15 protein-coding genes and 2 pseudogenes are annotated in these 11170 nt (G+C 37.4%); 3 read left to right on the forward strand and 14 right to left on the reverse strand.

What is annotated here, in order from left to right:
- Positions 1-46: 46 nt before the first annotated feature.
- On the forward strand, positions 47-508 hold the full coding sequence (locus BLW54_RS15405; RefSeq protein WP_074735659.1) for a BclA C-terminal domain-containing protein: 462 nt from the start codon (positions 47-49) through the stop codon (positions 506-508).
- 236 nt (positions 509-744) lie between these two features.
- Here BLW54_RS15405 and BLW54_RS15410 read toward each other — a convergent pair whose 3' ends face one another.
- From BLW54_RS15410 to BLW54_RS15435, 6 genes are all read right to left on the reverse strand, one after another.
- The gene (locus tag BLW54_RS15410) at positions 745-978 is read right to left on the reverse strand and encodes a hypothetical protein (protein WP_074735661.1); all 234 of its coding nucleotides are present in this window, start codon (positions 976-978) and stop codon (positions 745-747) included.
- Between the two features lie 64 nt (positions 979-1042).
- The gene (locus BLW54_RS15415) at positions 1043-1471 is read right to left on the reverse strand and encodes an S-Ena type endospore appendage (RefSeq protein WP_074735663.1); all 429 of its coding nucleotides are present in this window, start codon (positions 1469-1471) and stop codon (positions 1043-1045) included.
- Positions 1472-1730: 259 nt separating this feature from the next.
- Positions 1731-2021, reverse strand: a complete 291-nt coding sequence (locus BLW54_RS15420) for a hypothetical protein (protein ID WP_074735665.1) — start codon at positions 2019-2021, stop codon at positions 1731-1733.
- Positions 2022-2579: 558 nt separating this feature from the next.
- Positions 2580-2873 (reverse strand): TIGR04104 family putative zinc finger protein, encoded by a 294-nt coding sequence (locus BLW54_RS21330; protein WP_083391552.1) that lies wholly within the window; start codon positions 2871-2873, stop codon positions 2580-2582.
- A gap of 60 nt (positions 2874-2933) precedes the next feature.
- Entirely contained in the window at positions 2934-3413 is a 480-nt protein-coding gene (locus tag BLW54_RS15430; RefSeq protein ID WP_074735667.1) for a GNAT family N-acetyltransferase, read from the reverse strand.
- A gap of 124 nt (positions 3414-3537) precedes the next feature.
- Positions 3538-3894 (reverse strand): hypothetical protein, encoded by a 357-nt coding sequence (locus tag BLW54_RS15435; protein ID WP_074735669.1) that lies wholly within the window; start codon positions 3892-3894, stop codon positions 3538-3540.
- A gap of 536 nt (positions 3895-4430) precedes the next feature.
- On the opposite strand from BLW54_RS15435, the gene BLW54_RS15440 reads away from it, so the two are divergent.
- Positions 4431-5003, forward strand: coding sequence for a CotY/CotZ family spore coat protein (locus BLW54_RS15440; protein WP_074735671.1), 573 nt, complete (start codon positions 4431-4433; stop codon positions 5001-5003).
- Between the two features lie 832 nt (positions 5004-5835).
- Here BLW54_RS15440 and BLW54_RS21250 read toward each other — a convergent pair.
- From BLW54_RS21250 to BLW54_RS15465, 6 genes and pseudogenes are all read right to left on the reverse strand, one after another.
- Positions 5836-6093 (reverse strand): P-loop NTPase family protein, encoded by a 258-nt coding sequence (locus BLW54_RS21250; protein ID WP_074735675.1) that lies wholly within the window; start codon positions 6091-6093, stop codon positions 5836-5838.
- A gap of 128 nt (positions 6094-6221) precedes the next feature.
- Positions 6222-6697 (reverse strand): annotated as a pseudogene (locus tag BLW54_RS21015) (class I SAM-dependent methyltransferase); the annotation flags it as partial.
- An 84-nt stretch (positions 6698-6781) separates the two neighbouring features.
- Positions 6782-6928: a hypothetical protein gene (locus BLW54_RS20775; RefSeq protein ID WP_167358827.1), complete on the reverse strand. Its 147-nt coding sequence runs from the start codon at positions 6926-6928 to the stop codon at positions 6782-6784.
- Positions 6929-7207: 279 nt separating this feature from the next.
- Positions 7208-7675: a spore coat protein gene (locus BLW54_RS15455; protein ID WP_074735698.1), complete on the reverse strand. Its 468-nt coding sequence runs from the start codon at positions 7673-7675 to the stop codon at positions 7208-7210.
- 100 nt (positions 7676-7775) lie between these two features.
- Positions 7776-7967: a hypothetical protein gene (locus tag BLW54_RS15460; protein WP_139254199.1), complete on the reverse strand. Its 192-nt coding sequence runs from the start codon at positions 7965-7967 to the stop codon at positions 7776-7778.
- Between the two features lie 691 nt (positions 7968-8658).
- A pseudogene (locus BLW54_RS15465) lies at positions 8659-9300 on the reverse strand (transposase); the annotation flags it as partial.
- A 471-nt stretch (positions 9301-9771) separates the two neighbouring features.
- Between BLW54_RS15465 and BLW54_RS15470 the strand changes: the two are divergent.
- Entirely contained in the window at positions 9772-10017 is a 246-nt protein-coding gene (locus BLW54_RS15470) for a WGxxGxxG family protein (RefSeq protein ID WP_074735681.1), read from the forward strand.
- A 119-nt stretch (positions 10018-10136) separates the two neighbouring features.
- Here BLW54_RS15470 and BLW54_RS20495 read toward each other — a convergent pair whose 3' ends face one another.
- A complete protein-coding gene (locus tag BLW54_RS20495; protein WP_139254201.1) occupies positions 10137-10346 on the reverse strand; it encodes a hypothetical protein in 210 nt (69 codons plus the stop codon).
- Positions 10347-10771: 425 nt separating this feature from the next.
- Positions 10772-11170 (reverse strand): SDR family oxidoreductase (locus BLW54_RS15475; RefSeq protein WP_139254202.1); only part of this gene is annotated, 399 nt, incomplete at its 5' end.

Below are 11170 nucleotides of genomic sequence, written 5' to 3' on the forward strand. Positions count from 1 at the left end.
CTTTAAATGAATCTCCCCATACCTGATAGAAAGGAAGAATAGATATATGTGTGCGCAAATCCCATTTTGTGACGACTCCTCTGATCCAGGTGGTGGAGGGGTAACCAATAACTCTATGTATGCATCAAACACTTCCGGAAGTACTATACTTGTAGTCTTAGGAGGGACAAATATACCTCTCCCTAACAATCAAGATTTAGATGGTTTTACTGTTAATGGAGCTAATAATACATTCACAGTACCGGTAAGTGGACTATATTACATTACTTATCAAATTAATACAACTTTAGGACTTTTAGGGAGAACAAGGTTGGTTAGAAATGGTTCACCTATACCTGGATCGATTTTATCCCCTGCTATTTCTACCTCAGATTATAACAATGACCTTATTTTATTTTTAAATGCAGGGGACAACATTTCCCTTCAGTTTTTCGGATTAATAGCCACTGTTGTCTTAGTAGGAGGAGGAGCCACGGGAGCTGCATTAACGCTGATTCGTTTATCTTAAGGCTAAGAAGACGCTAAACATCAGTTGGTGACAGTATGTAATCATTCTCAACATTTTCAGTTAGAGTGGTTTGGGATAGAAGGGGAAGTTAAGAATTAGAAATGCAGCATTGGTAAATTGATAATTAAATACAGCTCCCCTTTCTTTTGTTCATTACTAAGCTTCTTGGAGTACAAAAGTTCCCTTGTACACTAAAAGTAGTGTCAAGTACACTTTGGATACTTTGGCCTAGGCTATTATACAGATTTCACAGCAAGATTTTTTATGATGAACCACCGGTATACAGCTAAAGCTCGTGATTTCACACTCAATTCTGGTTCCTTCAGGTGCGCATAAAAAAACTGTTCTGTAAAAGAAAAAGGAAGGATCTCTTTGCATACTTCTTCATTATTCTGTTGCAACTTAATAACGACCCAGCCTTCTTTTCGCAGAACCACCCTTTGGAGTTCAATAGTTTCACCATCTGGCATTAGAAACTCTTCTACCAGCCGTCCATTTCGTTGATGTACTTCAGAACACTCTAAATAACAAATATCAAATATCCCTTTCTAATTTTTCCCCACTGGAATCCACTAAGTAGCATTCTAAAGTGTCTTCTTTAAAAGTAAAAGGCACTGCATGCTTTTGATGTAAACTTAGATGGTATTCTCCCCTACATATCCCTGCTTCATCAGCACATCTCACTTCTAGAGATTGTAAATCCTCGAATGTTTGACTTCTTATTTCCCCCTGGGTAACTGAGAAGGTATGATTTCCATTTAAAAGAACGTCTAGCTTCCCACCACCCTGACTGAGACTTACTGTGATTGTACCGGTGTTTATAATGTTAAAGCTTTGATTGGTCCATAACCTTTTTGCTCCTGTAGACCAAGAAACTTTAAACGTATTACAAATACGGTCAGTATTCATGCAGCAATCTGATAATTTAAAACATAACTGAAATTTGATTCTTTCGAAATCCAATCAAATACCTGAGGTGCTTTTAGGCATATATCCTCCATAGGCTTCGTTCCTTTATAATTTATGATGTATTTTATGAACCTATTTCCCGTTATGTGAAAAAAGGAATGGACTTTAAATTTTATAGTGTAAAGAGAAAAAAACTTTCACACTGGTGGCATCCGTTCCTCCCGACACTGCTACGACATAAAAGTCCATATCTTGAACGTAATCGAATCACATTCACCAGGCAGATTAAAGGAGACTCGATTTTAAGATATTCTTATAAAAAGCTGAGTACCATCAGAACAAATGAGAAAAGGAATGCCAATAAAACTAATACTACAATTATAGGTGCTACCAGCTTTAAAAATCCTCTCTCTTTGTTTTTAAACCCTAAAAAACTAAATATAAGGCTAAGTAAACCAATGATTATAGCAGTAATAAAAAATACTTGTATCAGAATTTTCATCGCACCTTCAGGATTTGTCGGTGCAATCTCGTAGGACATAAAAATGGTCGCAGCACATATAACGCTTAATATAACAGACCATTTGCTGTATTTTTTAATCATTTGTCCACCTCCGCATTCGCATAAAAACATTTCCCTAAAAATAGGTAATTAATTTTATTCAATATTTACTTCAAACAGTTAAAAGAGGCATATTTTGAGTCGGTTAAGCCTCCCCTAGCTAAATAATCAAGATTAAATAAATTTAACACCCAATAGATTTTATGGTGTTCCGTCAGTTATGTATTAATAAAATATCCGGCAAACAATAAGATAAAAATCTAAACAGCATAATAATATTAAGTGCTATTCACCAAAAATTCCGCTTGCAAATACGATACCAGCCGGAGCTATAGTAAAAGGCCACATCCACAAATGGATTAGAGGTTTGAACTACTATATTTGGGAACCAAACAGCCATAAAAACTATTAATGCACCCTCTCTAACAACAATAAATTTTCAAAATAATCTTATCCATCATTTAAGTGAACTATTGCAACTACCAATGATTTCAAATCGGATAAAAAACTCATAAAAAAGAGGCTTAGCTTTACTACAGATAAGCCCCTAATCCTTAAGATACTCATCAATTCATGTAATTGGTACCTTTGTAAGGCCACTTATTCTACAGATCTATATTTCACTAAGAAAGGAAGTAGTAAAATAAAGATCACACTGTAAACAATCATTATTATTATGGCATTAGAGATTGAGAGAGAGGATTTTATATTAACGAAATAAGTAAAAATACCAATAGGTACCACTATAAATAAAGATAGAAACAATCTAGAAAAAGTAGTAATTCTATGCTCTGAACCACATACATTACATTTAATTGGTTTGTATGCTACATTTAGTGAAACAAAAACTTTAGCCCAACTAAAACGAGCCTTGCAATAATTACACTGTTGAATAAATGTTCACCCCCGAAAAGCTTAGTTAAAACTTACTAGAACTTTAAACTAACGTGCCAGTTAGCCTAAAAACTTTTCCAACTTTATTTCGTCTCTGATAGGAATACCATCGTTACCTTCCAAGGGAATTTCAGGTTTCAACTTCCTTGCTTCTTCAACTGCATTTCTAAATATCCTTGCTAAAACATAGCCTCGCTTTTGGTAAAACTTAAGCGCTAACAAATTATCATTAGTGGCTATAAGGTTTATGTATTTACATTCATTCTCTAATGCAAATCCCTCTACTGCTTGTATAAGAGAAGTCCCTACCCCTTTATTTTCTTCTATACTATCTAATGAAATAATTTCGCATTCGTTGTTGGTAATTATGTAAGTAATTAAACCAATAACTTCCGTGTTATTATCTAATACCGCATACCCATTCAATTTACTACAATCATAAATTCCAGAAGAAATAACCATTTCTGTACTACCCCAATGCTTCTTAAGAAACGCAATTACTTTAGCCTGGGAAATTTCACTTATTCCTACAACCTCCATTAATGAACCTCCAAGATATTTAAAATATTACCCATTCTCTAAAATGCTCAAATTAGTTAAAAAGCTAAATACAGCTATGCATTTGTACAAAGACAAATACTCTATTGAGCAATCGCCTCCTAAATTATATCGTACTATTCAGTTTAGTTCTTAACACTTCATCAATTACGAAATAACCAACAGCAACTGGTAAAGCTAAATAAAAGGTTATCTGGAAGTAACTATTTTCAACAAAGATAGCAGTTAACAGTAAGGCTATAATAATATGTAGAATGAACCGTAATGAAAAGCTATGAAAATTGATCTTATTTTCAAGGTAGCCAATGAAAATTGATAAAAGTGTCCCGCATAAAACTGCAATAGTTAAAATAAAGAGAAAAAAACCGACGTAATCAGATACAGGCCCTTTAGAAATAAAACTATATAAAGGAACTGAAACTATTAGAGTGATTAAAGCTGTTAAAAGTTTTCTTTTTACCATCGCCTTCTCCTTTTACTAATCCTTATTGTTTGTATTTAATTATTTGATTTCAGACCCCGATTATTTAAGGATCGGTTTCAAGATTAATTGAACTTTGAACTGTTTTTATTAGACTTTATTATTCAGTTCTTTGGAAAAAACTCTCCTATGGTTGAAGATGGTATCCTTTTTCCCTTGGCTTCACATATCTCATAATCCATTGATTAGTGTTTTGCTCATTATAACTATTCCTCCGTCTATTAATTAAAGTTTTCTCCTTTTAATGAGTTTTTTGGCATAAAAAATACCAGTTATTTCTTGCATCAACCGTAGGGAAATTATCATGGGGTGTGGTTGACTATGAACCTACACCTATAATAATTATAAGTAATATAAATCATGCATATGAAGGTGAAAGCATTGGCAGTTCCCCATATACTGTTCGTCTATTTTTCTTAGAAACCTTGAAGGTTCGCTAGAGAATAGACTTCTATACAAGCAACAGTTATAAAACAACATAGAATGATAAGGAATTAAAAAATAAAGGAGAGATATGGATGAGCTCATGTCATTCAAAAGGAAAAGGAAATTGCGTCCGAGAAGTCCTCGATGAAATCATTAAAGCACAAGATGAGGTGGCGAGCCGCGACAACTGCTGTGACGTAAGTTGTGAGCGTTCTATTCGTGAATTGCTCTCACCGACAGGAAATGGTAATGGTAATGGCCCAACAATAGTTCCATTCATTTTGTACTGTAAAGATTGCAAGCCTTTTATCGGAAGTTCAGTGGTTCGACGTCAACTAGGTATGTCTCCAAACTTTGCTCTGGAATGTTTGGAATCACCGATTTTCAAAGCGAAAAAATTTGTAGATGGAAAGAAAGACTGTGTCAAACTTGAACTTTTGATTCCAGTTACTCAAGGCGGTTCACAACCTGGTCCATCCGGAAAGAGAAACCGTGTTTGCGACTATTTCCCGGGTGGTAGTGTAAGAAACCTTCGTTCTACAGGTGTTTGTATCACAGTAGACCTTGACTGTTTCTGCAGCATTACTTGCTTGGAGCCTACAACACCATTGATGGCTACTCAAAAAGAAGTGAATGACGCTGTAAGATGCGATCACGAAGACTAATCGTAGAAGAAGCGTGCATGAAATTCTCATGCACGCTTTTTTGATGAAACTAGAGGAATAGACTACTTACGTTTTATTATCTACCCCTAAAAAACCTCTCAATAGACAACCTTGAACTACTTAGAGGCTTTTTCTTACCACTATTATTTGAAAAAATCAGTCAAGACTATTTTATAAGATTACAAAAACCTTTCATATCCGGGGTTAAGATATTAGCACATCATGCCACCATATACTTAAATTATAACTTATTTGAGTGAAACTAATTATACCTTTAAAAAATTGGAATATGATAAGGTTTTTTATTGTCCATTAATCCCTATAAATGATGATTGGTATCCAGTCGAAATGGGACTTCATAAATAAGCGTATAGAGATTGTTAATGAGGAAACAAATAATTAAAAGTGGCAAAAAACCACCAAGGAGTCCTTGTTGGTTTGCTAATGTCTTAAATCTTTTCCCTAAATTCCTTTCCAGATATCTGAAATTCTAAATCAGCTACATTTTCTATAAATTTCTTATCATGGGTTATAAATAAAATAGTTCCTTCATAAGCGGATATTTTCAAACATGCGATTCGCTTTTGCCTTAGATTTTTTCTTTGCTATGGAAGCATGGTCCGCGAACTTCTTTGCTTTATTCATTTTTCTTAAGCTGCTTTCTCAAGACGTGTCTTCTCTTTCAAGTATTGTTCATGAGCCTGGTTTTGTTGCATCATTTATTTCCCATATGGTGGCCACAAGTTCATCGAGTACAGCGCGGTCGTGGCTTGATCATCATTAATGCTCCATAATAATACCGAAGCTCCTCCAGTAAAAACGAGGTGCCATCCTAATCCAAATGGGTCGTCGGGTCATCAATCAATAGACACTCGTAATAATGCGTAAAAAGTTGAGCGAGTTTCATCCTCGTCTCTTCCCCTCCACTAACGGCCTCCGAATGTTTAGGTACGTGCCACTTTCCTAACAGCTTAGGGTCAGCTTCGTTAACACTTGGACCTTCCACCTGTTCAAAATAGCCGAAGTCTGCGTGTCGGTCGATCGCCCCCTCCATTCGTAGGCTGCACGAACCTGCAAGCAATTTTAACAATGTGCTCTTTCCTCCCATTTTTTCCGACGATTCCTATTCGATCAAATTGATGGACAGCTAGACGATCAATCTGCAGTATGACATTGGACATATTGAACCATTGTTCTAAAAACTATACTCGATTGTTATTCTGTCAAGGAGTTTATAGTTGTTTTATGATTTAATTTTAAATTCTTTCTTAAGCGTTTCATTTGAGGGGGGGTAAAGATTCCTCTCAATACATTATTGGCTTTAGCCTTTGGATACTTCAGGTACTCCGCTAACCCCTTAAATGCTTTAGCTTCCCTCTTTTCAAGATTTCTTCATCCTTTTAATTTTAACCATGGCAGAGTCCACTTTCGTCGCTGGAAATTAATTTAGAAATACCTTTTACATACTGAATATCAAACCACTTCCTCCATACTAACACGTAGGAATCCTTCATATATTTCGCTATGAACCTCTTTGCAGCACCTTTTCCCATTACCATAATACCTCTTTGGAACGATGCTGACGGGTTAATCATCAACTCCACCGCTAAAACCCTTTTGGCTTTCTGGTTTAAAACGGTCGTTAGGGCCCCTTTACCTGCTCCTAGCTCTAAAACCGTTTCATCAACAGGGAGGATGAGGCTAGGGAACTCCTCCTAACTGGATTTTTAGAAAACTTCGGTTTTATCGATTATTAACTGATGATGCGACAGGAGTGATTACGAAAGCAGATGATCGATTGGAAGGATGGATGGCACTTTCCTACTCATTGTACGTTTCCAGCACCAGTATTTCATACCCGTAGGAAAAAGCCATGTTTTCCAGCTAGCCAGCATTTTTCTTCTGTAAATTTCTTTCACTAACATCCATCCCCACTCCCTGTTTTTACCTGGGATACGACTACCAGTGAAGTAAGCTTGGAAAAGGTTGTCCATTCGGATGGGCATAAAAGAGGTTTGTGTATCGCAATCAGAAGGGAAAAGACGTGCTGATTGGATTAAGGGAATTTTTAGGAATTAGTTTATTGTGAGAGTTCCATGAGACTGAAGCACAAGAAATCAGTCCAGGTGTTTCAAAGATACTTATTCTATATAAATAAAAGCAGGGAGTGCCTCATGACACTCCCCTTGTTTTCATTTTTCAGATTAAAGAATATCCAGCCTAGCAATTAGAGCTAAAAGCACCTGCAATAGCACCTGAGCGTTAACCGCTATATCAGTATCTGTAGTTGACACTTTGACTCCACGTGAATTTTCAATATACGTCTGCTGTTGATTCACCTGGCTGGATTTAATCTTCTCAAAAAGATCCTGTGTTACCAAATCCGCCTTACTACTGTCTGCAATCGATACGCTTATAATTAACGCAATTGCAGCCTGTAGTCCAACTTGAACATTCAGAGCTGCTTGAGTATCCGTAGTCGTCACTTCAACGTCACAGGAATCTTTAATGAAAATCGATTCAAAAGACTGTTGGTAGTTTTTGATCTCCTGATTTGCATCCTGCGTATCATTCTGATCAAATGGATGACACATTTTAGGATCTAAAGCGTTCCACTTTGGCTTACAGGTTTTTTTACCAGTATTATAGACAGGTCTCCCATTGGAATACATTACTCCCATGATATCCCCTCCTCTCTAATGGCTATACCATTTGTATATGTGGGAAAGGCCCTTTTTGCGAAGGCTAACAACCACTTTCCCCAAAATAAAACTATTTCTCTTTCGTTGTTTTATTAAGAGCTTCCACACTTTGCTTGAGGTCCTCTACAATCTTCCTTAGTTGTTCTTTTTCTTCTTCCTCAAGACTTGTTCCATCAATTTCAGCATTGTGACGTTTCAGTGTCGTCCCTACCAGCATATCAATCAATTTCTCTGATGCATGTTTGATTTCTTTATTACTCACACCGCTCACCTCACTTCCTAATTAATGAGGGTTACATTTCAACCTCTTCTCTTAGGAAAAATCGACCTTCCGTTTTAATGAAATGTACACCTTGTCATACCTTATGTATTTATCAGGGAAGAAGGAAGGGCTGTTATTAGAAAGATGCAGGATTAGTTCACTCCTCTTTATCCTGAATGGAAAGGCGAGACTTTGGGGTCTGTGCCTGCCCCCCGTCCATTACCACTTTAGCAGAATGGGGGTTAGGCATCATGCTTTTCTAATCTGCTCCGTCAGCATAATAGCGATAGGCATGATGCAGTATCGCCCTTTTTCCCTGAAGCCTCGAATTTAAAGAAATAAAAAGAGGGGGATTATTATGCCTCTTGTCGGAAGCCGTAGAACCGCCCCCTTGTTTCCACTTTAGCACCTTTTCAACTATTGTGAGTGCAGAAGAATCAAGCACTAGTAGTTTTGGAGCTCGCACAGCATCATATGATAGATTCTACGGATGATGTACATGTATAATCAGCCAAAAGTCTCGATGCCCTAGTAGAATTCCACTGAAGGGGAGTTACAGTTTCGTCTACGGAATACACAATGGATATTTTACTTACAGCTATACAATCAATGTTTTAAACACACATCCTCCATTTAATTGAAATGTTTGCAGCTTGTAGAGAAACCTCGTGTTTTTCTACAAGCTTTTTCTTGCTTCCACAGGAAAGTCGAATCGTTCACTTGGAGATCCAAGCGGTTTAAGTAGGGCTTGGAATTATGGGTATTTCCAGGTGGCACGTGAACATCCGTAATAATGTTGTACTTCAAAACCGTCGTACAGTGGTCCAGATAAAGAACCTCCGTCTTATTTTCCCGATATAAATAACCGCTTTCTGGATCGGTATCACTGACTTTTACTTCCTTAGTTTTCTTCACCCCTTTCTTTTCTTTGAGAGTTTTTTTTCCGTGGTTCTCCCGATCCTCCAAGGCAGCTTCATTGAGTTCATCGATATAATCCACCGTTTCTGCATGGATATCTTGTTTGGAGAATTTCTTCTTATTGGCATTAGCTTTCAAGAGAGCAGAGACGGTAAAGAGCACTCTTAACGGAACCATACTGTGGTTCATCGCCTGAAGCACGATTTCATCGAAGACCTCCTGAAAGATGTCGGTATCTTTGAAGACGCATTGGACGGTTCAAAAACCAACGATAAGCGACATTCGTTTGAATTTGACGTTCCAATTCACGCTCGGATAATGCCATAAAAATAGCCGATAAACATCATCTTAAATAAAAACAGGGGGGCCAACGATGGACGCCCGTTATCTTTTCCGAATAGAAGGGACGGGTTTTTCATGATATCATTTTACCTATAACAACCCTCCTAAAGATGTCACCTGTTTAGGTGATTTGAATACCAAACTTAAAATGCCCCCCAAAATAAATTCCCTAGGATTAGGCGCAGGATCCACACGTAGAATTACTTTCAATTATGTCCAACTTCTGCTCAGCATGCTGGACTCTTTGCATGGTTTGAGTTTACTCTTTCTCCAATTCATCCATTTTATAATCCAACTTATTAAACTCTTCACGAATAACATATTCATACTTGACCTCCTTAAATCGATGTAAAACATCGAAAGTTAATCTTCCTAAAAAATAAGTAAGAGGCGCACTTATGAAAGCGGCGGCCTCTATTATGACCTAACCTTAAAAAATTCTTTCCTATTTTTCCACCCCAAATATTTTTCTAGAAATGTAATGAATATTTCCTTTTACTTGTGAAAAGATAACCCTGAATTTAAAATTCAGGAGGGATAATCCATGCATAAAAAAGTGATTTATCTAATTTGTTCTTTTTCCTTAGCCACAATGATTTTCAGTGGTTCCGTACTGGCTAACACAAATAACGACAATGGAAATAACGGTGCCGTCAATATGGGCAATGACGTCAATGAAGACGTCAGAAACGTTGCAACAGGTAACGATGATGATACAGATTGGGGCTGGATTGGCCTAATTGGTTTAGCCGGTTTACTTGGATTACGCCGTCGGGAAACTAAAGACTAATTATCTTGAAGAGGCCTCAAGGGCCTCTTTTTGACATAAAAAAACGCCTATTCGGCGTTGAACTTTCCTCTTTAATCACTTTTGGCGTTTATCTCAGGCATCTCCCTTTTGCAATTCCATCAACCAGCTTCTAGAAGCATGTTGTGATTTGTTAAATCGGCCACCTTTTGCTTATAAATTCTCCAGCTGAAGTGAACGTTCTCGGACGAGCTAACCGTCCCTGCGTTTACAATGCCAATCATGTCCTCCCCTGTCACGCCGAGAGTTCCGTCTATAGTCGTGTTACCGGACGTTCCCGAAAGACGTACTAGACCACCAGAATATCTCATCGGTATTCAACATCAAGTTCCTACCTGCAGGACCACGATCCCTTTTTCACCTTTAATCTTCGACCACTTGCAATCATCGAGGTTATACTTTCCTAAGTAAATTCCAACTCGGCCCCTCACCGATTTCAGCTTTTGCATCCAGAAACACTGAATTAAATGCATATTTTCTCAACTTAAGGGCTTCAAATAATATTATGAACTTAAACATCGAACCACCATTTGGAGGCAAGATTTACCCTAACATATAGCTTGAGTCATCAGAACTATAAGACATAAACGTTCAAACGTATAACCTTTGAAAGGGAAAGAAAACGGCTAATAAGTTAGGGTGGCACCTTGTAGCAGAATAGTCAAATGAAGATTTCCAACAATCTTTATTGTTTTCGCTTGAGCTTTATTTCACTTGAAGTTTTAACTAAAATTAATTAGGATGACGTCCATTCCCCTCCGTTAACATGAAGTGTTTGACCAGTTACAAAACGCGAATCGTCTGAAGCAAGATAAACATAAGTAGGGGCAAGTTCAAATGGCTGACCTTGACGCTGCATTGGGTTTTCAACAAGCGTAACCTGGTCCGCAGAGAAACTTGCTGGTATGAGGGGTGTCCATACCCTTCCAGGAGCAACCGCGTTTACCCGGATACCTTTGTCTACAAGATTATTTGCCAATGCACGGGTGAAACCAACAATAGCTCCTTTAGTCGCTGTATAATCAATCAATTGTTTGTTCCCTATATACGTCACAACAGAAGTTGTATTTATTATCGAACTACCTACATTTAGATACGGAAGTGCTGCTCGAGTTGTGTAGAAATGTGAGTAGAT

It is taken from the genome of Halobacillus karajensis, assembly GCF_900108515.1.
In the GTDB taxonomy this organism is placed as follows: domain Bacteria; phylum Bacillota; class Bacilli; order Bacillales; family Halobacillaceae; genus Halobacillus; species Halobacillus karajensis.

Bases quoted from the DNA above. Each gene is read 5' to 3' on its own strand.
- BLW54_RS15405 (WP_074735659.1), top strand. From the start codon at position 47: ATGTGTGCGCAAATCCCATTTTGTGACGACTCCTCTGATCCAGGTGGT.
- BLW54_RS15410 (WP_074735661.1), bottom strand. From the start codon at position 978: ATGCCAGATGGTGAAACTATTGAACTCCAAAGGGTGGTTCTGCGAAAA.
- BLW54_RS15420 (WP_074735665.1), bottom strand. From the start codon at position 2,021: ATGATTAAAAAATACAGCAAATGGTCTGTTATATTAAGCGTTATATGT.
- BLW54_RS15430 (WP_074735667.1), bottom strand. From the start codon at position 3,413: ATGGAGGTTGTAGGAATAAGTGAAATTTCCCAGGCTAAAGTAATTGCG.
- BLW54_RS15435 (WP_074735669.1), bottom strand. From the start codon at position 3,894: ATGGTAAAAAGAAAACTTTTAACAGCTTTAATCACTCTAATAGTTTCA.
- BLW54_RS15440 (WP_074735671.1), top strand. From the start codon at position 4,431: ATGAGCTCATGTCATTCAAAAGGAAAAGGAAATTGCGTCCGAGAAGTC.
- BLW54_RS20775 (WP_167358827.1), bottom strand. From the start codon at position 6,928: ATGTTAGTGAAAGAAATTTACAGAAGAAAAATGCTGGCTAGCTGGAAA.
- BLW54_RS15455 (WP_074735698.1), bottom strand. From the start codon at position 7,675: ATGTATTCCAATGGGAGACCTGTCTATAATACTGGTAAAAAAACCTGT.
- BLW54_RS15470 (WP_074735681.1), top strand. From the start codon at position 9,772: ATGCATAAAAAAGTGATTTATCTAATTTGTTCTTTTTCCTTAGCCACA.
- BLW54_RS20495 (WP_139254201.1), bottom strand. From the start codon at position 10,346: ATGAGATATTCTGGTGGTCTAGTACGTCTTTCGGGAACGTCCGGTAAC.